This window comes from Kitasatospora sp. NPDC098663 (assembly GCF_044760075.1).
In the GTDB taxonomy this organism is placed as follows: domain Bacteria; phylum Actinomycetota; class Actinomycetes; order Streptomycetales; family Streptomycetaceae; genus Kitasatospora.
In genome coordinates this window covers 40,431-66,127 of record NZ_JBIWAP010000024.1, presented here as the reverse complement: position 1 = coordinate 66,127, position 25,697 = coordinate 40,431, and the positions used below count along the sequence as shown (strand labels likewise).

At 74.8% G+C, this 25,697-nt stretch carries 22 protein-coding genes and 1 pseudogene; 15 read left to right on the top strand and 8 right to left on the bottom strand.

Annotation, left to right across the window (positions count from 1 at the left end; all coding sequences use genetic code 11):
• Positions 1 to 45 precede the first annotated feature (45 nt).
• From ACIQVZ_RS25085 to ACIQVZ_RS25075, 3 genes are all read right to left on the bottom strand, one after another.
• Positions 46 to 1,185: an STM4014 family protein gene (locus ACIQVZ_RS25085; RefSeq protein WP_402452951.1), complete on the bottom strand. Its 1,140-nt coding sequence runs from the start codon at positions 1,183 to 1,185 to the stop codon at positions 46 to 48.
• Positions 1,186 to 1,200: 15 nt separating this feature from the next.
• Positions 1,201 to 2,142, bottom strand: coding sequence for an STM4015 family protein (locus tag ACIQVZ_RS25080; protein WP_402452949.1), 942 nt, complete (start codon positions 2,140 to 2,142; stop codon positions 1,201 to 1,203).
• A gap of 73 nt (positions 2,143 to 2,215) precedes the next feature.
• Complete coding sequence (locus tag ACIQVZ_RS25075) at positions 2,216 to 3,172, bottom strand: STM4015 family protein (protein ID WP_402452947.1); 957 nt, start codon at positions 3,170 to 3,172, stop codon at positions 2,216 to 2,218.
• A gap of 201 nt (positions 3,173 to 3,373) precedes the next feature.
• On the opposite strand from ACIQVZ_RS25075, the gene ACIQVZ_RS25070 reads away from it, so the two are divergent.
• From ACIQVZ_RS25070 to ACIQVZ_RS25060, 3 genes and pseudogenes are all read left to right on the top strand, one after another.
• Positions 3,374 to 3,700, top strand: coding sequence for a hypothetical protein (locus ACIQVZ_RS25070; RefSeq protein ID WP_350882739.1), 327 nt, complete (start codon positions 3,374 to 3,376; stop codon positions 3,698 to 3,700).
• A 198-nt stretch (positions 3,701 to 3,898) separates the two neighbouring features.
• Positions 3,899 to 5,017, top strand: a complete 1,119-nt coding sequence (locus tag ACIQVZ_RS25065; RefSeq protein WP_402452944.1) for a DUF6745 domain-containing protein — start codon at positions 3,899 to 3,901, stop codon at positions 5,015 to 5,017.
• Between the two features lie 127 nt (positions 5,018 to 5,144).
• A pseudogene (locus tag ACIQVZ_RS25060) lies at positions 5,145 to 5,478 on the top strand (SAM-dependent methyltransferase); the annotation flags it as partial.
• 43 nt (positions 5,479 to 5,521) lie between these two features.
• Here ACIQVZ_RS25060 and ACIQVZ_RS25055 read toward each other — a convergent pair.
• Complete coding sequence (locus ACIQVZ_RS25055; protein ID WP_402452942.1) at positions 5,522 to 7,123, bottom strand: ABC-F family ATP-binding cassette domain-containing protein; 1,602 nt, start codon at positions 7,121 to 7,123, stop codon at positions 5,522 to 5,524.
• Between the two features lie 255 nt (positions 7,124 to 7,378).
• On the opposite strand from ACIQVZ_RS25055, the gene ACIQVZ_RS25050 reads away from it, so the two are divergent.
• Positions 7,379 to 8,278, top strand: a complete 900-nt coding sequence (locus tag ACIQVZ_RS25050) for a RimK family alpha-L-glutamate ligase (RefSeq protein ID WP_402452940.1) — start codon at positions 7,379 to 7,381, stop codon at positions 8,276 to 8,278.
• A gap of 89 nt (positions 8,279 to 8,367) precedes the next feature.
• Here the strand turns inward: ACIQVZ_RS25050 and ACIQVZ_RS25045 are convergent, their stop codons facing one another.
• On the bottom strand, positions 8,368 to 9,705 hold the full coding sequence (locus tag ACIQVZ_RS25045; protein ID WP_402452938.1) for an FAD-dependent monooxygenase: 1,338 nt from the start codon (positions 9,703 to 9,705) through the stop codon (positions 8,368 to 8,370).
• 458 nt (positions 9,706 to 10,163) lie between these two features.
• Between ACIQVZ_RS25045 and ACIQVZ_RS25040 the strand changes: the two genes are divergently transcribed.
• The 3 genes from ACIQVZ_RS25040 to ACIQVZ_RS25030 all read left to right on the top strand — a co-directional run bounded on the left by ACIQVZ_RS25040 (position 10,164) and on the right by ACIQVZ_RS25030 (position 14,571).
• Positions 10,164 to 11,333 carry a magnesium and cobalt transport protein CorA gene (locus ACIQVZ_RS25040; protein WP_350882749.1) on the top strand — a complete coding sequence of 390 codons (1,170 nt, stop codon included), beginning with the start codon at positions 10,164 to 10,166 and terminating at the stop codon, positions 11,331 to 11,333.
• A 448-nt stretch (positions 11,334 to 11,781) separates the two neighbouring features.
• Positions 11,782 to 12,603: an SDR family NAD(P)-dependent oxidoreductase gene (locus ACIQVZ_RS25035; protein ID WP_402452935.1), complete on the top strand. Its 822-nt coding sequence runs from the start codon at positions 11,782 to 11,784 to the stop codon at positions 12,601 to 12,603.
• Between the two features lie 384 nt (positions 12,604 to 12,987).
• Positions 12,988 to 14,571 carry a hypothetical protein gene (locus ACIQVZ_RS25030; RefSeq protein WP_402452933.1) on the top strand — a complete coding sequence of 528 codons (1,584 nt, stop codon included), beginning with the start codon at positions 12,988 to 12,990 and terminating at the stop codon, positions 14,569 to 14,571.
• Between the two features lie 83 nt (positions 14,572 to 14,654).
• Here ACIQVZ_RS25030 and ACIQVZ_RS25025 read toward each other — a convergent pair whose 3' ends face one another.
• Positions 14,655 to 15,029: a hypothetical protein gene (locus ACIQVZ_RS25025; protein ID WP_402452931.1), complete on the bottom strand. Its 375-nt coding sequence runs from the start codon at positions 15,027 to 15,029 to the stop codon at positions 14,655 to 14,657.
• A 95-nt stretch (positions 15,030 to 15,124) separates the two neighbouring features.
• Here ACIQVZ_RS25025 and ACIQVZ_RS25020 point away from each other — a divergent pair, with 95 nt between their 5' ends.
• From ACIQVZ_RS25020 to ACIQVZ_RS25005, 4 genes are all read left to right on the top strand, one after another.
• The gene (locus ACIQVZ_RS25020) at positions 15,125 to 15,721 is read left to right on the top strand and encodes a helix-turn-helix domain-containing protein (protein ID WP_063350727.1); all 597 of its coding nucleotides are present in this window, start codon (positions 15,125 to 15,127) and stop codon (positions 15,719 to 15,721) included.
• Positions 15,722 to 15,789: 68 nt separating this feature from the next.
• Positions 15,790 to 16,800, top strand: coding sequence for a signal peptidase I (gene lepB, locus ACIQVZ_RS25015; protein WP_402452929.1), 1,011 nt, complete (start codon positions 15,790 to 15,792; stop codon positions 16,798 to 16,800).
• A 138-nt stretch (positions 16,801 to 16,938) separates the two neighbouring features.
• A complete protein-coding gene (locus ACIQVZ_RS25010; protein ID WP_350882760.1) occupies positions 16,939 to 17,187 on the top strand; it encodes a hypothetical protein in 249 nt (82 codons plus the stop codon).
• A gap of 241 nt (positions 17,188 to 17,428) precedes the next feature.
• Complete coding sequence (locus ACIQVZ_RS25005; protein WP_350882762.1) at positions 17,429 to 18,088, top strand: double zinc ribbon domain-containing protein; 660 nt, start codon at positions 17,429 to 17,431, stop codon at positions 18,086 to 18,088.
• A gap of 120 nt (positions 18,089 to 18,208) precedes the next feature.
• Here the strand turns inward: ACIQVZ_RS25005 and ACIQVZ_RS25000 are convergent, their stop codons facing one another.
• Positions 18,209 to 19,951, bottom strand: a complete 1,743-nt coding sequence (locus tag ACIQVZ_RS25000; RefSeq protein WP_402452926.1) for an LCP family protein — start codon at positions 19,949 to 19,951, stop codon at positions 18,209 to 18,211.
• Positions 19,952 to 20,170: 219 nt separating this feature from the next.
• On the opposite strand from ACIQVZ_RS25000, the gene ACIQVZ_RS24995 reads away from it, so the two are divergent.
• The 4 genes from ACIQVZ_RS24995 (at position 20,171) to ACIQVZ_RS24980 (ending at position 24,332) form a co-directional block, all read left to right on the top strand.
• Positions 20,171 to 20,548 carry a hypothetical protein gene (locus ACIQVZ_RS24995; RefSeq protein WP_402452924.1) on the top strand — a complete coding sequence of 126 codons (378 nt, stop codon included), beginning with the start codon at positions 20,171 to 20,173 and terminating at the stop codon, positions 20,546 to 20,548.
• A gap of 100 nt (positions 20,549 to 20,648) precedes the next feature.
• Complete coding sequence (locus ACIQVZ_RS24990; RefSeq protein ID WP_402452922.1) at positions 20,649 to 21,893, top strand: trans-sulfuration enzyme family protein; 1,245 nt, start codon at positions 20,649 to 20,651, stop codon at positions 21,891 to 21,893.
• Positions 21,894 to 22,017: 124 nt separating this feature from the next.
• Positions 22,018 to 22,869 (top strand): SDR family NAD(P)-dependent oxidoreductase, encoded by an 852-nt coding sequence (locus ACIQVZ_RS24985; RefSeq protein ID WP_402452920.1) that lies wholly within the window; start codon positions 22,018 to 22,020, stop codon positions 22,867 to 22,869.
• Positions 22,870 to 23,123: 254 nt separating this feature from the next.
• Positions 23,124 to 24,332 carry an ROK family protein gene (locus ACIQVZ_RS24980; RefSeq protein WP_402452918.1) on the top strand — a complete coding sequence of 403 codons (1,209 nt, stop codon included), beginning with the start codon at positions 23,124 to 23,126 and terminating at the stop codon, positions 24,330 to 24,332.
• A 66-nt stretch (positions 24,333 to 24,398) separates the two neighbouring features.
• Here the strand turns inward: ACIQVZ_RS24980 and ACIQVZ_RS24975 are convergent, their stop codons facing one another.
• Complete coding sequence (locus ACIQVZ_RS24975; protein WP_402452916.1) at positions 24,399 to 25,574, bottom strand: trypsin-like serine protease; 1,176 nt, start codon at positions 25,572 to 25,574, stop codon at positions 24,399 to 24,401.
• Positions 25,575 to 25,697: the final 123 nt, after the last annotated feature.

The following is a 25,697-nucleotide window of genomic DNA, read 5'->3' as shown; positions in this document are numbered from 1 at the left end:
CGGGGGTCGGAGCGGGAGCCTGGGTGTGGGGGGAGGTCTGGTGGTTCATCGGGAGGGTTCCGTGATCTGGTGGTCCGTCGGAGCGGGGAGGGGCGCTCCGGTGGTGCGGTCGGTGGCCCCGGTGAGGGCGGCGAGCTGGGCGCCGTAGGTGTCGAGGCCCTCGCCGGGGCCACCGGGCAGGCCGGTGAGGTTGGGGAGCAGGTCGCCGAAGGCGTTGACCTCGCCGACCAGGGCGCGCCGCCAGCCGGCCGTGGGCAGGACGTCGACCCCGACCATCAACGAGCCGGGGAAGCAGGCCGCCGCGCGCTCGGCCGTCTCCAGTAGGGCCGACCATGCGGGCCCGGCGGCCTCCCGGGCCAGGTCGAGGCTGCCCCGGGCGCCGCCGAGGTGCAGGTTGGTCATCGGTTGCGCGCTCGTGCGCACCACCGCGTGGGTGGCCCGGCCGGCGACCACCACCACGCGCAGGTCGGCCGAGCGGCCGGACTGCGCGGCCTTCGGGATCCACTGCTCGACGTGCAGCCCGTCCGGTGCCAGCCGGTCGATGATCTCGGCCACCTCCCGCTCGCTGCGGTAGTGGCGGACCCGCAGCGAGTTGTGCAGCAGCCCGTCGGCCAGCTCGACCGAAGTGGTGGCCAGGACCTGCCCGCGCGGCCCGAACTGCAGGGCCGTCACCCCGGAGGCGGAGGAGCCGTGCGCGGGCTTGACGAAGACCCGGCGCAGGCCGGCCGCGGCCAGCCGCCCGCGCAACTGCTCCCAGCCGGTGACCTCGCCGCCCAGCGCCCGGGGTACCGGCACCCCGGCGGCGGCGAGGAGTGCGTGTGCCCGCCGTTTGTCGAACATCACGGCGATCTCCTCCGGATCGCCCAGCAGCCGTACGCCGGGGCGCCCGGCCAGCTCGCGCAGTGCGGCCGTCACCCCCGCGTACCAGGCGGCCGTGCCCTCGACCCGGGTCGGTGCGTAGGACGGGCCGAGCGCCGGGCCGCGCAGCAGTTCGTCGACCAGGGCTTCCTCGCCGGGCGACTCGATCCGCAGCAGGCCGTCCTCGGGCAGCCGGTAGTCGCCGCGCAGCACGTCCAGCCAGGGCAGGACGGCGGGCTCGGGCAGCCCGGTGGCCCGGGCGGCGGCGGCGAACAGCGTCACCCGCCGGTGTCCGGGATTGCCGAGAACGGTCAGCCGCGGTGTCATCGTGCCGTCACCCGCCTACTCGGCGACCGCGACGTAGCGGTCCCCGTCGTCCTCGTCCTCGTCGGGGTCCTCGGCCTCGGAGAGGTCGAGCGCGACCCCGGGCAGGGACTCGGTGAGGCGCTGCTGCAGTTCCTCGCTGACGTAGTGGTGGTGCAGGTCGAGGGCGCGCAGGTGGGTGAGCGGCTGGCCCTCCAGCAGGGCGGCGGCGCCCTCGTCGGAGAGCACGCCCATGGACAGGTCGAGCGACTCCAGCCTGGCCACCACGGGCGCGTGCGCGACGGCCGAGGCGATCTCGTCCTGGAACTCGCTGTTGGCCAGCCCGAGGTGGCGCAGGCTCGGGAGGCGGGCGCCGCCCAGGAAGGGGCCGAGGTCGTCGATCGTGGCGTCACCGCCGTACTCGTCCACACCGAGCCAGAGCGTCAGGCGCTCCAGCGCCGGCAGCTCGGAACCCGCCACCGCCCGCACCACCCGGGCCGGCAGGCCGCCGGCCTCGAAGCGCAGCGCGGCCAGCCGGTCGTGCCGCACCGGCTGGAGGCTCAGGCCCGTGCCGCCTCGGACGGTCAGCTCGGTCAGCCCGGGGAAGGCCGTCAGCAGCGGGGTGACGTCCCCCATCTCCATCCAGGAGATCTCGCACTCGTCGTAGGTCACGTCCCCGAGGAAGAGCGCCTCCAGGGCGGGCAGGCGCTCCGCGTCCGCGGCGATGGCGGCGACGGTGGCGGCTACGGAGACGTAGTCGCCGCGCCACCAGGGCCCGATCACCAGGGCGCGGACCCCGGCAGGGTCGACGGCGTCGAGGAAGGTCTGCCAGAGCTGCGCGAAGTCGTGCTTCGCGTCGTAGTCCAGGGCGAGCCGCCAGGCGACCGAGCCGACGACGGGCGGCGTGCGGGTGCCGTCGTCGGGGGTGAAGTCGCGGATCGGCAGGTCGTGGAAGCGGTCGGGGTGGAGGGAGACGGTCATGTCGGCTCCAGACGGATGGGCGTGGTGGGCTGGCTGGTCGGTGCGGCGGTGTCGGGCGCGCGGTCGGTGACGGCTACTCGGCCACGGCGACGTAACGCCACCGGTCGTCGGGCTTTCCGGCCTCGGAGAGGTCGATCTCGACACCCGGCAGGGACTCGGTGAGGCGCTGCTGCACCTCCCCGGTGAGGAAGTGGTGGTGCAGGTCGAGGGCGCGCAGGTGGGTGAGGGGCTGGCCCTCCAGCAGGGCGGTGGCGCCCTGGTCGGTCAGTACGCCCATGGCGAGGCTGAGCGACTCCAGCCGGGCCACCACCGGCGCGTGCGCCACGGCGGCCGCGATGGCGTCCTCGAACTCGCTGTTCTGCAGGCCCAGATGGCGCACCGCGGGGAAGCGTGTGCCGTCCAGGAAGGGGGCGAGGTCGTTCAGCGTGGCGTCGCCGCCGTAGTTGTCGACGCCGAGCCAGAGTTCGAGCCGCTCCAGGGTGGGGAAGTCGCAGCCGGCCACTGCCCGCACGACTGCGGCCGGCAGGCCGCCGGCCTCGAAGCGCAGTGCTCGAAGCGCCTCGTGGCGCACGGGTGTCAGCTTCAAGTCGTTGCCGCCGCGCACCACCAGCTCGGTCAGCTCGGGATAGGCCGTCAGCAGCGGGGTGACGTCGCACATCTCCAACCAGGAGATCTCGCTCTCCTCGTACGTGACGTCGCCGACGAAGAGCCCTCGCAGTGCGGGCAGCCGGCCCGCCGCCTCGACGATCGCGGCCAGGGCGGCGTCGAGCTCCTCCGGCTCGTCGGAGAACCACGGGCCGATCACCACGGCCGTCACGCGCTCGGTGTCGACCGTGTCGAGGAACTGCCGCCAGCGCTCGGTGAAGGCCTCCTCGGAGTCGTAGTGCAGGCCGATCCGCCAGGCGGCCGCCGCCGGCTCCGGCAGGGTCACGGCTGCCGCGTCGCCGGCGTCGGCGGCCTCGTCCAGGGCCTGGACGAAGTCGAAGACCGGGAGACCGTGGAACTGCTCGATGTGGTGGTTGACGGTCATGCGCTGCTCCTCAGGGGTCGGGGCCGAACACGTGTCTACCAGTCGGGTCCGACAATCCGGTGGCCGGGTGGTCGGCCGGGCGCGTTGTCAGACCCTTGCTCTACGTTCTGGTCGTGGCTCCGGAACGTGACCGCGAACAACGCGGTGGAGCCCGGGGTTCCGGCTGCCGCCGGGGCCCGACCGTACGGCGAGGGAGGACTGATGTACCGCCAGGGCGATGTGCTGATCGTGCCGGTCGAGGAGGGCGCCGTGCCGCCCCGGGTGGCCACGCTGGCCGTCCGGCCCCGGGACGGCCGGGGCCGGATGGTGCTGGCCCTCGGGGAGGTCACCGGCCACGCGCACGCCGTGGTCGGTCCCGGGGAACTGCGCCGGGAGGCCGGTCCGTTCGGCGCGGGCTGGCTGCACCTGCCCGAGGGCGGCCGGGTGGTGCACGAGGAGCATGCGGCGATACCGCTGCCGAAGAGCTGGTACCGGGTGGTGCGCCAGCGCGAGTACACCCCGGGTGCAGTACGGGTGGTCGCGGACTGACGCGGAGCCCGACGAGCGGACGGGCGGCTGACGGGCGGCTGACGGACGGGTGGCCGGGCGTCGGGCGACGGCCGACGGTGCGTAGACGGGTGGGCGGGCGCGGCGTGCGACGCGGAATCTGCGGCGTGGAACACGCAGTGCCGAACGGAACGGAAGCAGGCGGCCGGGCGGGGAGCCCGGCCGGGAACGGAGCAGACGATGGAGACGACGATTCCCGACCGCCCGGCGGGCGCGGTGACGGCCGGGCCCGCCGAGGTGACGGCCCGCTGGCGGGCCGCTGCGGCGGCCACCGGTCCGGCCGACCGGCCGGCGGCCGAGCACGCGGTCCGGGCCGCCTACCGGGCGGCCGGGCTGCCCGAGCCCACGGCCGTCCGCTGGTTCGGCTCGCCGTTCGCCGCCGCCGAGGCTGCGCTGCAGCTGCGGGCCGCCGGCGCGGTGAGCGTGCGCGAGGCCGTGCGCACCGGGCCCTGGGAACAGGCCCGGCGGCGGGCCGTCGAGGAGGTCGGCGCGGCCGGGTGGGCGGCGCACTGGGCACTCACCGGCGGCGAGCTCGGCCCGGTCACCACCCCGCTCGCCGACCGCATCCGTACGGCGGTCCTCGACCGGCTCGCCCCCGAGGCCGACCGTGAGGAGGCCCCGGACGACGCGGCCGCCGCCGCCCGCGCCCGGCGCACCACCGTCCGGCTCGCCCTGCTCGACGCCGTGCGCGGCCAGCACGACGCTCCCTGGTTCGCCGCCTTCGAGGCCGCCTCCGCCGAGGCCGGGGGCAGCGCCGAGGCAGTCGCGCCGCTCGCCGGGGTGGCCCGCGAGGCCGGCTGGTGGTGGCCGTACCAGGACGTCGCGCTGGTCAGCGAGCGCCCCGTCGCGCTGCACCGCGACGAGGCCGGGCGCCTCGACCGGGCGGACGGCCCCGCCCTGGAGTACGCCGACGGCTTCGCCCTGCACGCCTGGCGCGGCATGCCCGTGCCCGCCGAGTTCCTGGCCGGGCTGGCCGACGTCACCGTCGAGCGGATCCGTACCGAGGAGAACGCCGAACTGCGCCGCGTCCTGCTGGAGCACTACGGCTACGAGCGCTACCTGGCCGACTCCGGAGCCGAGCCCATCCACCGCGACGAGACCGGGGTGCTCTGGCGGATCACCCTGCCCGACGACGAACCGGTGGTCATGGTCGAGGTCGTCAACTCGACCGCCGAGCCCGACGGCACCTTCCGCACCTACTGGCTGCGCGTCCCGCCGAGCACCCGCACCGCCCGCGCCGGGGTCGCCTGGACCTTCGGCATACCCGAGTCCGAGTACCACCCGCAGCGCGAGACCTGACCGGCCCAGCCCCCGGCGCAGGCCGCTGAGCCGCGAATCCCGGCCGGCCGCTCCCGGCGCTTCCTCGGCGGGCTGCGGAACAGGACAGCCCGCCCCCGGCGCGCCCGCCCCCGCGCAGCGCGGAGCGCTTCCGGCCGCCATGGCAGCCACCGAGTCCTGGCCGCCGAACGTCCCGCGCGTCACCGGCCTGCTGCACCCGCTGGGCGTGGTGGTGGCCGCGGACCCGGACGAGCCGCCGCCGCCGTTCGGCGACGGGGCCTTCGACCTGGTCACCGGCCGTCATCCGGTGAAGGCCTGGTGGTCGGAGATCCCGGGTACCGCGGCCCGGCGGCATCCACTGCGCCCAGCACGTGGGGCCGGCGTCCGCCTTCGAACCGGTCGAGTACTTCCTCGGCCCGCAGCCCGAGGCACGCCGGGCCCGCCGCCCGGAGGACGAGAGCGCCGCCGCGCGGGATGCCGGGCCGACAGGTGGCGTTGTCACGCGCCGGCGTCAGGCGGCGCCGCTCACGCCAGGGCGACCAGCTCCAGGTAGGAGTCGTGCCACAGGTCCTCGTCGCCGTCCGGGAGGAGCAGGACGCGGTCGGGCCGCAGGGCCTCGATGGCACCCGGGTCGTGGGTGACCATCACGATCGCGCCCGGGTAGGTGCCGACCGCCGCCAGCACCTCCGCCCGGGAGGCCGGGTCGAGGTTGTTGGTGGGCTCGTCGAGCAGCAGGACGTTGGCGCCGGAGTGGACCAGGCCGGCCAGCGCCAGCCGGGTCTTCTCACCGCCCGAGAGGACCCCGGCCGACTTGTCGGCGTCGTCGCCCCGGAACAGGAACGCGCCGAGGACGTGCCGCAGTTCGCCGTCGCTCAGGTGCGGCGCGGCCTGGGCGAGGTTGTCGCGGACACTGCGCGCCGGGTCGAGGGTGTCGTGCTCCTGCGCGAAGTAGCCGAGCCGCAGGCCCGGGCCGGGCACCACCCGTCCGGTGTCGGGGCTCTCGTGGCCGGCCAGGATGCGCAGCAGGGTGGTCTTGCCGGCGCCGTTCAGGCCGAGCACGACCATCCGACTGCCCCGGTCGACGGCCAGGTCGAGGCCGCTGAGCACCGGGCGGCCGGCGTAGGCCTTGGCGAGACTGATCGCGCCGAGCGGCATCCGGCCGCAGGGGGCGGGTTCGGGCAGCCGGATCCGGGCCGTCCGTTCGGCCTGCCGGGCGGGTTCGAGGTCGGCGAGCATCCGGTCGGCGCGGCGGGCCATGCTGCGGGCGCTGGTGGCGGTGGCGACGTTGGCCCGCATCCGGTCGGCCTGGGCGTGCAGGGCGGCGGCCTTGCGTTCGGCGTTGGCCCGTTCCCTGGTGCGGCGGCGCTCGTCGGCCGCGCGCTGGTCGAGGTAGGCCCGCCAGCCGGTGTTGTGGACGTCGATCGCGGCGCGCTGCGGGTCGAGGTGGAAGACCCGGTTGACGGTGTCGGCGAGCAGGCCGAGGTCGTGGCTGATCAGGACCAGCCCGCCCTGGTGGGCCGCGAGGAAGCCGCGCAGCCAGGCGACGGAGTCGGCGTCGAGGTGGTTGGTGGGTTCGTCGAGCAGCAGGGTGCCGTGGTCGGCGAAGAGGATCCGGGCCAGCTCGACCCGGCGGCGCTGGCCGCCGGAGAGGGTGCCGACCGGGGCGTCCATGACCCGGGTGGGCAGTCCGAGGCCGGCGGCGACCCGGGCGGCCTCGGCCTCGGCCGCGTAACCGCCCCGGGACTGGAACTCGGCCTCGGCGCGGGCGTAGGCGTCCATCGCCCGGCGCTGCTCGTGCGGTCCGTCGGCCCGCGCCATCGCCTCCTCGGCGGCGCGCAGCGCGCGGACGGCGGTGGCCAGGCCACGCGCGGACAGGATGCGGTCGGTGACGGTGGCGGACGGGTCGGCGGCGCGGGAGTCCTGCGGGAGGTAGCCGACGGGGCCGGTGCGGGTGACCGTCCCGGCGGCGGGCGGGAGCTCTCCGGCGAGGGTGGCGAGCAGGGTGGTCTTGCCGGCACCGTTGCGGCCGACCAGGCCGATCCGGTCGCCGGGGGCGATGTGGACGGTGATGTCGGACAGCAGGAGGCGGGCGCCGACGCGCAGGTCGACACCACGAGTGGTGATCATGGGATAACGCTCCGAAACAGCGAACGGACACACGGGTGGCGTGGAAGTGGGTCCGTCGGCTAGGAAATTCGGGGCGTAGACATGCTGGCCAGGGTACGGGGCGGGTGGAGCGTCCGCATCCGAATTACCGGCGTCCGCGCACCGCGTCCGCGCGGGTTTCGGCCAGTGGGGCGGGTGTTGGCTCGTGGGGCCCCCTTGCCGGGGTACGGGCCCCGCGCTTCCATGACCCGCATGGGTCGACGTGAGCTCGTTCTCTTGACTGATCACAGTTCGACCGAAGGAAGCCGGGACGTCCTCGTGGCCGCCGCCCGGGCCCTCACCGGCCGGGCGCCCGTGCTGCTCGACGCCCGGCACTTCATGACCGGCGGTGGCGGCCGGATCCGCCCCGACGACGAGGGCGGGCTGCGCCTGGAGGCGGACGGCCGCAGTGTGGCGGCCGACGCCGTCGTGGTCTACGAGATCCCGCCGCACCGGCGGCGGGACTTCGCGCCCTGCCAGCGGCTGCTGGGCGCGCACGGCGCCCGCTCGCTCGGCACCGGCGTGCAGGCCTGGCGGGCGGCCACCGAGAAGGACCTCACGGTGGCCCGCTTCATCCGCGACGGCGTCGCGCACATGCCGACCGTCTCGCTGTCCCGGCCGAGCCCGCGGGCCGCCGCCGAGGCCTTCGACCGGCTCGGCGGCGATGTCTGGGCCCGGCCCTGCGTCGGGATGGGCGGCGACGACGTCTTCCACGTCACCACCCACGCCCAGCTCGTCTCCGCCGCACGGCACTACGAGCGCGGCGGGGCGGACTGGCTGATCGCCCGGGACGCCCTCAACTTCACCCCGGACGGCCGCCGCCACCAGTACCGGGTGGTGGTGCTCGACGGCCGGGTGGTCCGGGTCGTCGAACACGTGCAGGCGGATCCGGACGCCCCCTGCAACGAGAGCCGTGGCGCCGTCTCCGCCCTGCTCACCGCCGCCGAACTGCCCCGGGGGCTGGCGGACCTGGCGATCCGCGCGGTCGCCTGCCTCGGCCTGCCGTTGGCCGGTGTCGACCTTGCTGTCGAGAGCGGCGGCGTGGTCTTCGAGGTCAACGTCCACCCGGCGTTCGGCCGCGGCGCCCTGGAGCAGGTCGCCGTACCGTACGTGGCCGCGCACCTGGAGTCCGTCTGACGGTTCCGGCCGGGCGCACGGCGTGCGGGCCCCTGGCCGGCGGCCGGTGAAGGGGGCTGGTCGGCTCCGCAGGATGGCGAGGGCGCCGGTCAGCTCCGCAGGATGGCGGCGAGGAGCGACGGGCGGAACAGCAGCGTCGGCGGGGCGACCAGCGACATCACCTCGTGGAACGCGGCGGTGACCGCCGGGTTGTGGGCGGCGCCGGCCAGCACCTTGTCGAGGAAGCGGTGCTGCAACGCGAGCAGGGCGCCGGAGGGGCCGCCGGTGGTGGCGGCGAAGCGGACGTCCTCGGTGCAGGACATCACCCACGGGTTCTTGGAGACGGTCGCGAGCGCGCGCCGGGCGTCCCGGGCCGTGGCGTGGCCGATGCCGCCGTGGCGCAGGGCGATGCGGCGCAGCTCCCGGGCGCAGAACAGGGCGACGGTGACGCCCTGCCCGTACACCGGGTTGAAGGTGCTGGCGGCGTCGCCGACCACCACCAGGCCGTCCGGGGCGCCGCGTTCGTAGTGCCGCCGGATGCCGGGGCCGGGGACGAAGCCGCGCACCTCGCCGGCCGGCTCGGCCTGCTGGAGCGCCTCGCGGATGCTCGGGTCGCGCAGCTGGGCCAGCTGCTTGGTGAACCCGGCTTCGCCGGGCTCGGGTTCGGCGCCGCGCATGCCGGCGACGCTGACGATCCAGCGGTCGCCCTCGACGGGCAGCAGCACGCCCAGGCGGGGCGCGTCGGGGGCCTTGGTCTGCAGGTAGATCGCCTTGTAGCCGATGTCGACGCCGGCCGGGCGGTGGAACAGCCGGGAGGAGTACGCGACGCCCGCGTCCACCCGCTCCTCGGGCACCGGCGGGTGGCCCAGTTCCGCCAGCCAGTCCGGCACCGAGGTCGTGCGGCCGGCCGCGTCCACCACCAACTCGGCCGGGATCTCCTGGACTTCGCCGCGCTCGGGCCCGCGGGCGCGGACCTTGACGCCCGTCACCGCGCGGGCCGACCCGAGCAGGCCGACCACGTCGGTGCCCTCCAGGAACTCGATCGTGGGATCGGCGCGGACCCGGTCCAGCACCGCCTTGTCCAGCACCGGCCGGGTGCAGGAGAGGAAGGCGAGCTGCGCCGGGTACTGCGCCATCCACCCGGCCGAGCTGAGCCACTTCAGATCGCCCGAGACGGCGATCCGCGCCGCGCCCGCCTCCGTGAGCTCCTTGTTTATGCCGGGCATCATCTCCTCCAGTGCCCGGTGCCCGGCCTCCAGCACCAGGTGCGCGTGCCGGCCCTGCGGCACCCCGGCCCGGAACGTGGGCTCCGCCGGGTAGTGGTCCCGCTCCACCACCACGATCCGTTCGGCGAACCCGCGCAGGGCCCAGGCCGCCACCGTGCCGGCCAGTCCGCCGCCGATCACCACCGCCGTGCCCCGCCCGGGGGCCGTTCCCGAAGAAGTCATGACACGTAGCGTAGTCGGGCGGTAGCGGCCCCGTAATCGCATCGGCGGGACGAACGGGCAGGGTTCGGGCGGCCGTTGGTGCCCGAACGCGCCGGGCGCACGACCAGCCCGGAGCACTGCCGCGCGGGCTCCCCGGGGGCGGGCGGTGGGAGGCACTCGGGAGCGGGTACTACACTCGGCGGGAGTTGTGCAGGCCCCCCTTCCGGTGCGCGGGCGCGCGGAGCCGAGGAGGTGAGAGCCGTGGAGTGCAGTAGTCCGGGTCGAAGTCGGCCCCGCCCCCGGTTGTCCCGCACCATTCGCGGCACCCGGCGTTCCTCCTCCCGTACGGCTCCCGCGCGGCGCTGACCTCGTCCTCGACGAGGTGCCGCCGGTCGCGCCGTGCGCGTGGTGGCCGGCCGGGCGCCTCCGGCCCGCCGTCCCCGGACGGTGGCCGGGCACCCACCGTGGAGGTATCCGCCATGTCCGACTGGCGTGTGCGCGCCGTGCGCGCGAGCAAGCGTCCGTTCTCCCGCCCCGCCGGAGGCCCCGGCCCCACCGACGCGCAGCCGGCTCCGGAGCACTCGATGGATCCGCGGCCCGACCAGCCCGTCGAGCCGGTCACCCTGGAGCGCTCCGTGGTGGACGCGGCGGTCTACCGGGACGGGCGGCGGATCGATGCACCGGCGAACCTCGCCGACATCTACCGCGAACTGCCCGACCGGCCCGGCGCGATGGCCTGGATCGGCCTGTACCGCCCGGCCGAGGCGCAGCTGCTGGAGGCGGCGGACCGGTTCAACCTGCACGAACTGGCCGTCGAGGACGCCATCGTCGCCCACCAGCGGCCGAAGCTGGAGCGCTACGGCGACACGCTGTTCGTGGTGCTGCGCGCCGCGCGCTACCTGGACGAGGCGGAGGAGGTCGACTTCGGCGAGATCCACCTCTTCGTGGGCCCCGACTTCGTGCTCACCGTCCGCCACTCCCAGGCGCCGGACCTGTCCGCGGTGCGCCGCCGCCTGGAGACGGACCCGGACCTGCTCGCGCTCGGCCCGGAAGCGGTGCTGTACGCGGTGCTGGACGCCGTGGTGGACGGCTACGCGCCGGTGATCGCCGGGCTCCAGCACGACATCGACGAGATCGAGACGGAGGTGTTCGGCGGCGACCCGCAGGTCTCCCGGCGCATCTACGAGCTGTCCCGCGAGGTGATCGAGCTCCAGCGGGCCACCCGGCCGCTGCTGGAGATCATGAGGAGCCTGGAGGCGGGCTTCGGCAAGTACGGCACCGACGACGAGCTGCAGCGCTACCTGCGCGATGTCGCCGACCACGCCACCTACGCCGCCGAGCGGGTGGACGGCTTCCGGCAGATGCTGCAGAACATCCTGACCGTGAACGCGACGCTGGTCTCGCAGCGGCAGAACGAGGAGATGAAGCAGCTCGCCGAGGCCGGGCACGTGCAGAACGACGAGATCAAGAAGATCTCCTCCTGGGCGGCGATCCTCTTCGCGCCGACGCTGATCGGCACCGTCTACGGGATGAACTTCGAGATCATGCCGGAGCTCAAGTGGGCGTTCGGCTACCCGTTCGCGGTCGGGCTGATGGCGCTGGTCTGCACCGGGCTGTACGTGGTCTTCAAGCGCCGCAACTGGCTCTGACGTCGGGGCGGGGCGGGGCGCGGTCGGCTCGGGCGCGGTGCTCGCGACCGGCTCCGCCGTGCCGCCGAAGACCGGTGAGGGTTGACCGGTCGCCGCAACCGGCGCCGACCGCACGGCTGTTCGCCCGGCGTCAGGGATTCGTCAGGGCGGCGGCGCGGCGCTTGCCCCGGTCCGCGCCCGCCGGTTGGATGAGGAGCATGAACCGCCCGGCACGCCACCACGACCGCCCGCCGCATCCGCGGCCGCCGGTCCGCGTCGCCGCGGCCGCCATCGCCGTGCGCTGATCCGAGCCTCCCCGCCGGAAGGCACGGCACGTGCCGCGCCCCGCCCCGTCGCCTGATCGGCGCGGGGTGCGGGCGGGCGCGCGAGTTCCGCAACTCATCAGGTCTTTTGAGCCCGCACCCCGGCCCGGACAGGGCCGGCGGTGCCCCGCACCCTGGGAACGGTCATGTCCGAATCCGTCCTGTCCGCTCGTACCGCCCTCGTCACCGGCGCCTCCTCCGGCATCGGCTGGGAGACCGCCCGGCTGCTCGCGGGGCTGGGTGCCACCGTGCTGGTGCACGCCCGGACCACCCCGGAGGCCGAGACGGCCGTTGCCAGGCTGGTCGACGCCGGCGCCCGCCGGGACCAACTCGTCGAGCTGGCAGCCGACTTCACCCGCCTCTCGGAGGTCGCGGTGCTGGCCGGCACGGTCGTCAAGCACTACCCGGCGCTGGACCTGCTGGTCAACAACGCCGCCGCGATGGCGCCCGAACGCTGCACGCTGACCGACGACGGCAACGAGGTCTCGCTGCAGGTCAACTTCCTGGCCGCGCACCTGCTGGCCAGGCTGCTGCGGGCGCCGCTCTCGGCATCCGGCGAGGCCCGGATCGTCAACGTCTCGTCCTCGTTGCACCGGACCGCGTCGATGAACTGGTCGGACCCGCACCGGGTGAAGAGGTACTCACGGGTGGCCGCGTACGCGCAGTCGCAGCTCGCGCTCACCATGGCGACCGCCGACATGGCCCCGGCCGGCTCCGGCATCACCGCCGTCAGCCTCAACCCGGGCCTGTGCGACACGGCGTTGCTGCCGCTGTACGGGCGGGCCGGCGCGCCGGCGGCGGAGGGTGCGGCGGCCGTCGTCCGGCTCTGCCTGCCGGACGTTGCGGTCGCCAACGGCGCCTACTATGACGGCGGTTCGGTGGCGCCCGTGGCGCAGGCCGCCCAGGAGGAGCGTTCGCTGAAGCGCCTGGTCAAGCTGGCGGACCAGTTGGTCGGCCAGGCCGCTTGAAGCCCTTCCCCGGAATCGGAGAGCACACGATGTCCAAGCGCGCCCGCAAGAAGAGGGCCCGGCGGAAGAACACGGCGAACCGCGGCCGCCGGGCCGGGCAGGGCTGATCCGCCCACCACCGCAGGCCACCACCCATCACCACTCACCACTCACCACCGCCGAGAACCGCCGCGAACCGCCGCGAACCGGCGGACACCGCCGGGCGCCGGGGACGGTCGCCAAGGATGCGTCAAGAACGGCGCCCGGCGGCGTCAAGGAGCCGTCAGGGGGGGCTTTCCACAGGTGGCGCGGCACTAGCGTCGCCCGGCGGAGAGAAACGGTTCTGCGCCGGTTTCAGCAGGAAACCCCGGCGGACCGTGCCACGGGGGAGAGGAACGTGCGGCCATGACCACCTCGGCAGCGGGCACGACGGCCACCACGGGGGAGACGGCCCCGGGGACGGAAGCCGATCCGGCGGGGGAACCGGCCCCAGCCGGACCAGCGGCCACGACAACGGCCCCGACAACGGCCGCCCCGACCCCCCGCCCGAGCACCCTGGCCCGGCTCCGGCACGGCGCGCGGACGGTCGGCGGCCGCGCCTACTGGACCACCCCGCGCCTGGTCCGCGGCCTCACCGCGCTCAGCCTGGCCGCCCTGATCGGCCTCGGCGCGGCCGCCACCACCGTCCTCGGCGGGGCCCGCGACGGCACCGACACCATCGGCCACCGGGCCGCCCCGCAGGCCACCCGCGCCGCCGACCTCTACTTCGCGCTCAGCGACATGGACGCCCAGGCCGCCAACCTGCTGCTGGTCGGCGCCGACCCCGACTACACGACGCTGCGCAAGCAGACCCTCGACACCTACGAGCAGCGCCGCGCGCAGGCCGACGGCGACCTCCAACAGGCCGCCCAGGCCGCGGCCGCCGACCCGGCCGGCCAGCGCGCCGTCCAGCAGGTGCTCGGCCGGCTGGGCAGTTACGAGGCACTGGTGGCCCGCTCCCAGTTGCTGGAGGAGCAGGCCAAGGCCCCGGCCGGCCAGCCCTCGCCCGCCGCCCTGGACGCCTACCGCCAGGCCACGGACCTGCTGCGCCAGCAACTGCTGCCCGCCGCCGACCAGGTCACCGCCGCCAACGAGGCCACCGTCGAACAGGTCTACACCGAGCGCCGTGACGCCCTCGGCAGCGGCTGGTGGTGGCTGCTCGCGGTCGGCCTGCTCGCGCTCGCCGCGCTGCTCGGGCTCCAGCGCGTCCTGGCGGTGCGCTACCACCGCGTCGTCAACCCGGCGCTGGCCGCGGTCACGCTGCTCACCGGCGTCGTGCTGGCGATCGGCCTGCACCTGGTCGGCCGTGCCGACGACCACCTGGTGACCGCCAAGAGCAACGCCTACGACTCGGTGATCGCGCTCAGCCGCGCCCGTGCCGTCGCGTTCGACCTGAACGCCGACGAGAGCCGCTACCTCACCGACCCGTCCCGCGCGGCCGCCTACGAGCAGAGCTTCCTCGACAAGACGCAGGCGATCGCCCGCCTGGACGGCGCCACCCTCGCCGACTACAACGCCCGACTGGCGGACGCCGCCGCCCGGCACCGCGCCGACCACACGGCCGTCCCCTTCGGCGGCTACCTCGGCACCGAACTGCACAACATCACGTTCCCCGGTGAGCAGGACGCCGCCGAGCGGGTGCTGGCCGCCTTCCAGCAGTACCAGCAGGACGACCGGAAGATCCGCGCGCTGCGCGACGAGGGCCGGCTCAAGGAGGCGGTGACGCTCAACACCGGCCTCTCCCAGGGGCAGTCCAACTACGACTTCGACCAGTTGAGCACGGCCATCGGGGACACCATCGCGGTCAACGCCAGGGCGATGGACTCGGCGGTCGCCGCGACCGACGGCGACCTCGACGCCGGCACGGCGGCCTTGGCGGCGGGGGCGCTGGTGGCGGCGCTCGCCCTCACCGCGCTGGGCGTCCGGCCGCGCCTGCGCGAGTACCGGTAGCCGCCGGCCCCGCGCCGCGGGTCGGCCGGTCGCGCACCGGGTGGGCGTCGGCGAAGCCCCGGCGGGCTCCGGCGCCCCCGGCCTCAGCCGGTGGCGAGCCGGTCGTACTCGGCGTCCGGGTCCAGCTGGCGCCGGTACTCGGCGTGCAGCCGGACGTCGCCGTCCGGGCCGGCCAGGCGGGCGAGCGGGCCCCGGACGCCCGGGAGCGGCCGGGCGCGCGGCCACTGCTGGGCGAGTACGGCGAGCGGGGTGCCGTCGCCGGTGCGCAGGATCCAGCTGGCGCGGCCGCCGCCGATCAGGGGCAGGTACGGCCGGGGGAGCCCGAGGGCGGCGAGCGCTTCCTGCAGATCGAGGCCGTCGGGCAGGTCGAGGCCGTCGGGGAGGGCGGGCGACGCGGCGTGCGGGGCGTCGGCGTCGTCGCCGGCCGCGACGCTGTCCCGGGTGAGGTGGATGCGCATGGCCGGACAGCATAGGGCGCGCCGACGGGCCCGCGCGCCCGTGCACCGGTGTGCCGGTTTGACAAACACCCTTGCCGTCCCGGCGAATGGCAGGCATGGCCGACGAAGACTTCGAGAACGTCCTCACCACGGTGGGCCCCCGGCTGCGTGCCCTGCGACGCGAGCGCGGCACCACCCTCGCCAAACTGGCCGCCGCCACCGGGATCTCGCTCAGCACGCTGTCCCGGCTGGAGTCCGGGCAGCGCAAGCCGACCCTGGAGCTGCTGCTGCCGCTGGCCCGGGAGTACCGGGTGCCGCTGGACGAACTGGTCGGCGCCCCGGCCACCGGCGACCCCCGGGTCCATCCCCGCCCGGTGACCAGGAACGGTCAGACCATCATCCCGCTCACCCGCCACCTCGGCGGTCTGCACGCCTTCAAGCAGATCATGCCGCCCGGCCGGGGCACCGAGCCCGAGTTGGAGCTGAAGGTGCACGAGGGCCACGAGTGGCTGTACGTCCTGTCCGGCCGGCTGCGGCTGGTGCTCGGTTCGCACGACCTGGTGCTGACGGCCGGTGAGGCCGCCGAGTTCGACACCCGGACCCCGCACGCCTTCGGCAACGCCGGGCCGCAGCCGGTGGAGTTCCTCAGTCTGTTCGGTCCTCAGGGTGAGCGGATCCATGTCAGGGCGCGCCCGGGAACCTCCGTTCGGTAGGTTCGTTCCCTGACAGCGGGGGTTTTCCGTTCCGGTCTCCCGCCAGGCCGTCGGGAGGGGCCGAGAAGATGAGTGTCCAGCAGAGCACGGAGTCCGGCGAGAGCGGTGGAACCGGGGAGCGCGGCGCGGTGGGTGCGGCCGAAGTCCCGGGCGCGGCGGGGGCCTTCGAGGCCTCCGGCGGCGGCGCCGGCCGGGCCGGCGGCGGTGGTTCCGGCGGCGACGGGAGCGGCGGCAGCGGTCCGAGCGGTGGGGCCGGCGGCGCCGGCGGCGCGGAGCCGGACGCCAAGAGCGCGCGGAAGAAGCGCCCGTTCTGGCAGGAGCTCCCGATTCTGCTGGTGATCGCCCTGCTGCTCTCGCTCGGCATCAAGACCTTCTTCGTCCAGGCCTTCTCGATCCCCTCGGGCTCGATGGAGCAGACCCTGGCGATCGGCGACCGGGTGCTGGTCGACAAGTTGACGCCGTGGTTCGGCGCCGAGCCCGAGCGCGGCGAGGTGGTGGTCTTCCGTGATCCGGGCGGCTGGCTGGAGAGCGTGCCGACGCACGCGGACGGCTCGGTGATGAGCTCGGTCCAGAAGGTGCTGAGCACCGTCGGCCTGATGCCCTCGGCGGACGAGAAGGACCTGATCAAGCGGGTGATCGCGGTCGGCGGGGACACCGTCGAGTGCAAGGCGGGCAGCCCGCTGAAGGTGAACGGCGTCGCGCTGGACGAGCCGTACCTGTTCCCCGGCTCGGCGCCCTGCGATCAGGACCCGGTGGGCACCGTCACCGTCCCCAAGGGCAAGCTCTGGGTGATGGGCGACCACCGCAACAACTCGCGGGACTCCCGCCCGCACCACAACGAGACCGGTGACGGCTTCGTGCCGGTGGGGAACGTGATCGGCCGGGCCTTCGTCGTCGCGTGGCCGCTCACGGACTGGTCCACCCTGCCCGTCCCGGACACCTTCGGCAAGGTGCCGGCGGGCGCGGGCGCGGCCGCGCCGGTGCAGGCGCCGTCGGCGCCGGACGCGCTCGGGCTGGCCGCCGTCGTGCCGTTCGCCCTGTGGCGCCGCCGCCGTGGCGCGCGCCGAAACCGCCGCTGAGCCGGGTGAGGGCTTCGGCGGAACTCCTCCCGTCTTTCTCTACACGCCTGTAGAGTTTCCGGGGTGAGCTGCACGCCTGGTCGCGTGGCCGCCCGACCGGGGAGGCCGCGCACCGGGGCCGGGTCGGGAGGCGGAACCGTGGTGGAGAGTCGGCGCAGTCCTGTGGCCGTCGGGGAGCCGGCGGACCCGGACGTCCAGTGGGTGTACCAGCCGGTCGAGGTGGACCTCGGCGACGGCACCTGGGCGTCCGGGCGGATCAGCGGCTGGTGGCAGGACTCCGCCGGGCAGCGGTGGTGCCGGTTGCGGGTGAGCCGCAGCGGGCAGCCGGCCGGCTGGGAGCGGTTCGACCCGGCGCGGGTCCTGCTGCTGCCGGTCGCCGGGCTCTGAGGAGGCGTCGGCCCTTCCTGCGGGACCGGTTCCGATCGGACCGGTACCGGCCTGATCGGAACCGGTCCGGTGGGTCCGGACGTCCCTCGGTGCGGCGGTCACGAGGCGTTGTCCATAAGAGATTCACAAAATATGACGGCATGTGCGATTCTGTGCAGCGCCCCCGTGACCCGCCCCATCCGTGTCGGCACCTTGGGGGGCCCGGGGCCGCCGACATGCCACCTCATCGACCGGGGACGACGTGAGTTCCGAGATCTACTTCAGCAGCAACTACCGCGACCTGTGTGAGCAGCACGGCACCGGCGCGGGCTTCCAGTTCGAGTTCTCCTGCCACCGCTGCTCCGACACCTGGCGCTCGCCGTTCGAGGCGTTCACCACCGGCCAGGTGGCGGGCTGGATCGGCAAGGGCGTCAGCGCCGCCTGGAACCTCATCGGCGGCAACGCCAACACCATCAGCAACGCCGCCGACGGTCTGGCCGGCCACACCTGGGGCAACGCGCGCGACGCCGCCTTCCAGCGCGCGATCACCAACGCCCAGGTGCACTTCAACCGCTGCGCCCGCTGCACCTACTACGCGTGCGGCCGCTGCTTCGACCCGGGCCAGGGCCTGTGCCACAACTGCGCCCCGGACACGGCGGCCGAGGCGATGGCGGCGCAGCGACGCGGCCTCAACGACATGGTGTCCGACCGCTCCTACCAGCAGGGCCAGCAGTCCGGCGCCGAGTTCGACGTGCGGACGCCGCGCCAACTCGTCTGCCCGCAGTGCTCGGCGGAGACGCACGGCACGCCGTTCTGCCCGGGCTGCGGCCACCGGCTCGCCCAGCCGACCCAGTGCGGCCAGTGCCACCAGGACATCCCGGAGGGCGCCGCGTTCTGCCCGTCCTGCGGCGCCAGGCGCTGACACCGCGGGCCTTGTAGACCTCACAGGCCCACCCCGTGCACCCCACGCACCTCGCGACGGCGGGGCGCCTGCGGATCAGGATCCGCAGGCGCCCCGCCGTCGTCGTACGTCCCGACCGGGTCAGCCGTACGACACGTTGGCGCACGGGTCGTCGTCGGCCGACCGGGCGGCGTTGGCGACGCTGCTGGGCACCGGGGCCGGAGCGGCCGGGGCCCCGCCGGGCGACGCGGAGGCGGACGGGTCGGCGGCACCGGCCGGATTGGCGGCGGCGAAGTCGTGGCCGAGCACCACGCTGACGCCCTTGCCGCCGGCCTGGACGGTGGCGCCCGGGAACAGCTTGGCGACCGCGTCGGCCGCGGCGCGCTCGCCCGCGCCGTACTCGACGACCGTGGTGGCGCGCGGCTTGCCGGTCGCGTTGCCGACGCTGGTCACGGTGTAGCCGGCGCCCTTGACCGCCTCCGCGGCCTTGCCGCCGAGCCCGGTCGCGCCGGTGCCGTTGAGCACGGCGACCTTCACGTCGGCGGGCTTGGCCTCGCCGCCCTTGGCGCCCGGCACGGGGGTGGTGGCGGTGGGGCTGGGGGTGGCCTCGGCGGCGGGGGTGCCCGGTGCGGCGGAGTCCGCGGCGGTGGCGCTGGCATCCTGGCCGTCCAGGGTGCGGTCGGCCTTGAGCGCGGCCCAGAGCTGGTCCGAGTCGGGGTGGAGCAGGGCGACCCGCGGGCCCTCGTAGCGCCACGGCGCCGTCACGAACTTGACGTCGTGCAGGTTGACGTCCTTGAGCGACATGGCGAAGGAGAGCAGCTTGGCCGCCGAGCCGAGGCCGGGGTCGACGGTGAGCGACTTGGTCGCGGCGTCGGCGAGCGGCAGCAGGGTGGTCGGGTCCATGCCGCGGGACTTGACCTCCTTGATGAGCGAGGAGAGGAAGGCCTGCTGACGCTTGGTGCGGCCGATGTCGGAGCCGTCGCCGATGCCGTGCCGCACTCGGACGAAGTCGAGCGCGGACTGGCCCTCCACCTTCTGCTTGCCCTTGGGGAAGACCAGCTTGCCCTTCTTGCCCAGGTTCGGGTTGAGATCGCCCTCGTGGATGTCGTTCGGCAGGCAGACCTCGACTCCGCCGACCGCCTTGGTCATCGAGGCGAAGCCGTTGAAGTCCACCACGATGGTGTGGTCGACCCGCAGGTTGGTGAGCTTCTCGACGGCGTTCTGGGTGCAGGCCGGGTTGCCCTGGTCGCTGTTGCCCACCGAGAAGGCGCTGTTGAACATCGCATTGGTCTGTTCCTTGGTCCACTTGCCGTTCGGGAGCTTGCACGGCGGGATGGTGACCAGGGAGTCGCGGGGGATGGAGATGCCGACGGCGTGCTTGTGGTCGGCGTAGACGTGCAGCAGGATCGCGGTGTCCGAGCGGGCGCCGCCGTCCCCGCCGCCGCCCAGGTCGCTGTTGCCGTTGCCGCGGCTGTCCGAGCCGATCAGCAGGACGTTGACCGGGGTGCGGCCCTGGGAGTCCGGCGCCGCGGCGGCCGGGCGGTCCTTGCTGAGGGCGTCGCCGTCGAAGGTGGTGAGGTTGCTGTTCAGGCGGTAGTAGACGGCGCAGCCGCCGAGGACGAGGAGGGCGGTGCAGCCGGCCGTCGCCCAGAGCACCTTCTCCTTGGTGCTGCGCTTGGCCTTGGGCTTCGCCCGGCTCGTGCGGCTCGCCTGACCGGCCCGGCCGGCCTGACTCGTCTGTCCGGCCTGGCTGCCGTCCGCTGGGCGGCCCTGCGCGGTGCGGTCCTCGGGTGTGCGGCCGTCGGATATGCGGCCCTCCGGCGAGCCGCCGGCCGCCCGGCGCGGCGATTTTCCGGCTCCGGGGGAACCTCTGCGACCAGACACGTCGTCATCCTCCACAGTTGCCACGAAACCCCCGTCGGACCGGCGGGCGTGCGTGACCGGGGCCGGAGCCGATCCGGGCAGGCCCGTCGCTAAACTTTTACACCGCTGTAGAAACTCAGTGGAGCATACTAGGCGCAGATGAGAAAACCACCTGGTCAGACCAGCGGATCCGGTCAGCCAGGCTCCTCCGCGCTGCTCAGAACCCGTACGAGGAGCACGATGACTCACCGGATCGCACGTTCGATAGCCGGCGCCCTGGTGGCACTGCTGGCCGCCGTCGGCCTCACCGCCGCGGCGTCGAGCGCGACGGCGACGGCCGCACCCAGGCCCGTCGTGGCCGCCGCCACCACCGTTTCCGTCACCGGCTCCGGCCAGGCCGCCCTGGCGGCGGGCCAGGCCGTCTCCGCCAGCACCCGGAGCGGTCAGACCGCGCCGGCCGCCCACCTCGCGGCCAAGGACGAGAAGAAGAAGTCGGGCTTCTTCGCCAAGCTCGGCAAGTTCCTGATCGTCGTGGTCATCCTGATCATCCTGTTCTTCGTGCTGCTGATCGTCGGCATCGTCTACGCCGCGAAGCGGATCTTCGGCCGCCGCAAGTGAGCCGCGGTGGCCCGCCCCCGTGCCGCAGCGGCGCAGGGGCGGGCCACCTGGGTGCGATTGGCCCTGGGCGCGGCGTGCGACCGGCCCGACGATGGGGCACATGAGCGACTACCTCGGCCACCAGGCCCCCGACGGACAGCAGACCCCCGACGGACACCGGGCCCCCGACGTGCTGCGCCCCGAGAGCCGGATCGTCCACCCGCCCCTGGCGGACACCACCGGCAGCCGTCCGATGGGCGTGCCGCTGCACCAGAGCCACCTCTTCGCCTTCGACACCAGCGACGCGCTCACCCAGGCCTTCAGCGGCCCGGGCGGGGCCTTCTTCTACAACCGCTACGGCAACCCGACCGTCCGCTCGCTGGAGACGGCGGTGGCCGACCTCGAAGGCGGTGCCGGTGCGATCGCCACCGCCTCCGGCATGGGTGCGATCAACACCGTCCTGCTCGCCCTGCTGCGCTCCGGGGACCACGTGATCGCCCAGCGAAGCCTGTACGGCGGCACCTTCGCCGTGCTCGCCGACCTCGCCGACCGCTGGGGGGTGGAGGTCACCCACGTCGGGGGCGACGACCCGGCCGAGGTCGAGGCGGCCCTGCGGCCCGCCACGCGGCTGCTGCACCTGGAGACCATCTCCAACCCCACCACCAGGGTCACCGACCTGCCGGGGCTGATCGGCGTCGCCAAGCGGGCCGGGGTGGTCAGCGTCGTGGACAACACCTTCGCGACGCCGCTGCTCTGCCGGCCGATCGAGTACGGCGCGGACGTCGTCATCCACTCGGCGACCAAGTACCTCGGCGGCCACTCGGACGTCCTGGCCGGCGTCGCCGTTCTCGCGGACGCCGAACTGCACCGCAAGGTCTGGCACTACGCCATCGAACTCGGCGCCGCCGCCGACCCGTTCGCCGCCTGGCTGACCCTGCGAGGCCTCCAGACCCTCGCCCTGCGGGTCCGCCGGCACTGCGAGACGGCCCTCGACCTGGCCGGCCGCCTCGCCGCCCACCCCGCGGTCGAAGCCGTCCACTACCCGGGCCTGCCCGGACACCCCGACCACGACCTCGCCCGCCGGCTCCTGCCCGACGGCCACGGCGGCGTCCTGGCCTTCGACCTCGTCGGCGGCCGCGAGGCGGCCCGCACCTTCACGGAATCCGTCCGCCTGGCCGCCCTCGCCCCCTCCCTCGGCGGCGTGCACACCCTCGTGCTCCACCCGGCCAGCACCTCCCACCGCCAGCTCGACGACGTCGAGTTGGCCGCCGCCGGGATCGGTCCGGGGACGGTGCGGGTGTCGGTGGGCATCGAGCACCCCGAGGACCTGTGGGCGGACGTGGAGGGCGCGCTGGCGAAGGTGTGACGGCCGCCCGACCGGCGCTACCGGGCTGTCGATCGGTTGCGTGCGCGTGCACCTAAATGTATGGTGCGTGTGCACGCACATACTTTTCCCCGGAGAAGCCGGGGAGATCCGAGGAGAGACTTCCATGGACACCGACGCCGCCCCGATCGTCCTCATCACCGGCACCTCCTCCGGGATCGGCCTCGCCGCCGCCGTGGCCGCCGCCCGCGCCGGGTACGGCGTCGTCGCCACCATGCGCGACACCGGACGGGCCGAGGCCCTGCGGCGCGCCGCCGCCGAGGCGGGCGTTGATGGGCGGATCGAGGTCGAGCAACTGGACGTCACCGACCCGGCCTCCGTCACCGCCTGCCTGGAGACCGTCCTCGCCCGGCACGGCCGGCTCGACGCGGTGGTCAACAACGCGGGCGCCGGCCACGTCGGCACGATCGAGCAGGACGGGACGGCGCCGGTGCGGGCCGCCATGGAGGTGAACTTCTTCGGTGTGGTCGAGGTCACCCGGGCCGCACTGCCGCACCTGCGGGCCTCCGGCGGCCGGGTCGTCACCGTGACCAGCGTCGGCGGCGTGGTCGGACAGCCCTTCAACGAGGCGTACTGCGCCGCCAAGTTCGCCGTCGAGGGCTTCATGGAGTCGCTGGCGCCGGTCGCCGCCACCGTCGGCGTGCACGTCACCGTCGTCGAACCGGGCGCCGTCGCCAGCGAGTTCATCGGCAACCAGGCCATCGACCTGCCCGCGCTGACCGCCGCGGCCGGCCCGTACGCCCCCGCCCTGCGAGCCTACGTCGACCGCACGCTGAAGGCCTTCTCCCAGGCCCAGACCCCGGAGCAGGCGGCCGCCCCGATCGTCGCGGCCCTCACCGCCGAGCGGCCGCCGCTGCGGGTGCAGACCTCCGAGGCGGCCCGGGCCTTCGCCGGCACCAAGCTGGCCGACCTGGACGGCTCGGCGGTGCGGCGGATGACGGGCGGCTGGGTGGTCTGACGAGTCCGGCCCGGGTCTGACACGCCTGACGGGCCCGACAGGTCCGACAGGTCCGACGAGCCTGGTGGTCCTGACGGGTCCGAGGGTCCCGCTCGGGGCGGCTCGGCGCGGCGCGGGGCCGGCCGCCGGGGTGGGAACGGAATGATCACCGGTCATACTTGGGCGGCGGCACCCGACACCGGAGGCCGCGGGCCGTGCCGGCACCACCCGGCGCGGCTCGCCCGCCAGCCGTCCCGCCCAGACCGGAGGAACCGATGAGCAGCCACCTGCCGACCCACCGCCCGGCGGCCGGGGCCCCGGCAGTGCCGTGGAACCGGCAGCGGCTGCGCAGCAACAACGAATGGCTGCTGCTCGAACTGCTGCGCACCGGCGGCGGCTCCTCGCGCGCCCAACTCGCCCGGGACACCGGCCTGTCCAAGCCCACCGTGTCCGCCGCCCTGGCCGCCCTGGAGCAGGCCGGGCTGGTCCGCGAGGCCGGTCGGCTGGCCCCCGAGCGCGGCCGCACCGCGGTGCTGTACGAGGTCGACCCGGCCGCCGGGCACGTGCTCGGCGTGGACATCGGGCGGGCCAGGCTGCGGGTCGCCGTCGCGGACCTCGCCGGGACGGTCGTCGCCCGCCGCGACGTGGCCAACCGGGGCCGCTCGGCGAACGCCGTCGCCGACGCCGTGGTCGGCGCCGCCCACGAGGCCGTCGCCGAGGCGGGCCTGGCCGCCGGCGACATCGTGCACGCGGTGATCGGCACCCCGGGCGTGTGGGACGAGCAGCGGCGCGGCGTGCGCTACGCCACCAGCCTGCCCGGCTGGGGCCGGCCCGGTCTGTTCGACCGGATCGGGGAGGGCCTGGGGGTGGCCGTCACCGTCGCCAACGACGCCAACCTGGCCGCGCTCGGCGAGTACACCCTCGGCGCCGGCCGGGGCAGCCGGATGTTCGCCTACCTGCTGGTCGGCACCGGCCTGGGCGTCGGCGTGGTCAAGGACGGCGAACTGCTGCTCGGCGCGCACGGCGCGCTGGGCGAGATCGGCCTGGTGCCGCTGCCCGCCCGCCCCGGTGAGCCTCCGGCGACCATCGAGCAGGAGGCCGCCGCGGACGCCGTGGTGCGCACCGCCCAGGACCTCGGGCTGGGCGGTGCGCCCACGGCCAAGCAGGTCTTCGAACGGGCCCGGGCCGGCGACCCGGCGGCGGTCCGGGCCGTCGACCGCGAGGCCGGCCAACTCGCCTACGCCGTAGCGGTGTTGTCCGCCGTACTGGACCCGGACCTGGTGGTCCTCGGTGGCGGCATAGGCAACAGTGCGGACCTGCTCCTGGAACCGCTGGAGCAGACCCTGCACCGGATCGCCCCGATGCGTCCGACGCTCGCGCCGAGCCTGCTGGGGGAGGAGGCGGTCCTCCTCGGCGCGGTCGCCACTGCCCTGGAGACCGCGCGCCCCGAGGTGTTCGAGCGCCGGACGGCGGGGCTGCCGTAGGTCCTGTCCTCACGGCGGCCCGTGGCTCGGCGAGCGGCTCGGCCGGGCCCCCGGCCGCTCAGCCGCTCAGCCGGTGGCCAGGGTGAGGCCGTAGGCGCTCAGGATCGGGTTGACGGGCTGGAAGTAGGTCTCGCCGCCCGAGGTGCAGTCGCCGGAGCCGCCGGAGGTGACGCCCTGCGCCTGGTTGCCGGAGATGAACGACCCGCCCGAGTCGCCGGGTTCGGCGCACACGCTGGTGCGGGTGACGCCGTAGACGCTGCCCTCCTGGTAGGTGACGGTGGCGTTGACCTCCTCGACGGTGCCGCAGTGCCAGCCCGTCGTGGAGCCGGAACGGCAGACCGAGGACCCGACGGGCTGCTCGGTCGAGCCGGCGACCGTCACCGCGCCGCCCGCGTAGTCGTTCACCTGCGGCTGCGCCGTCCAGCCCGGGCCCGCCTGCACCCAGGAGTAGTCGTTGCCGGGGAAGGTCGAGCCCTGGAAGGTGCCGATCGAACTGCCGTCGGAGGCCGTCGCGTTGGAACCGGGCTGCCCGCAGTGGCCGGCGCTGACGAAGCCGGGCCGGCCGTTCTGGGTGACGGGGAAGCCGATCGAACAGCGGGCGGCGCTGTCGATGTAGTACGCGTCGCCGCCGTGCAGGTCGGCCAGCGGCCGGGGCGTGGCGGTGGCCCGTTCGACCCGGACCAGCGCGCGGTCCACCCCGGAGCGGCGCAGGAAGTCCTCGGTCCGGGCGGCGTCGGAGGACCGGACCACGACGGCGTTGGTGCGGACGTCCACGGACCAGAACGGCGTGGCGGTGGGTGTGGCGGCCCGGGACGCCCGGTCGAGCGCGGCCTTCGCCCCGTCGAGGGCGGCCAGGGCGTTGCGGACGACGATGGCCCGGCCGCCGTGCGCGGTGATCGTCCGGGCGGCGGAGGCGTCGGTGGTGGCGACCACCAGGGTGGCGTCCGGCCCCTCGACCCAGGCCCCGGCCCAGCGGGAGCCCAGGGCGCCGGCGAGCGCGGTCCGAACCCGGGCGGCCCGGCTCTCCCCGGCCAGCCGGTCGGCGGCGGCTTGCGGCGAGAGGCCGAGGTCGCGCTGGAGTGCGGGGAGCAGCGCGGACGGGGCCGGGGCCGTCCGGGCCGCGGGGGAAGCGAGGGCGGTGACTATGGACGGGTCGTCAGCGGGCGCGCTGACGGCGGGGGCGGCGGTGAGGGCGACGCCCGCGAGCGCGGTGGCGACCGCGAGCACACGGATGCGGAGCATGGGGGATCTCCTCGTTCGGCGTGGGGGTTGCCGGAACGGTAGCGATCCGCTGGCCATGTCAGGAACATGCTAAATTCCCCTGCGCTCCGGCGCTATACCCCTGTCGGGCCGGCCGGCGGTTCG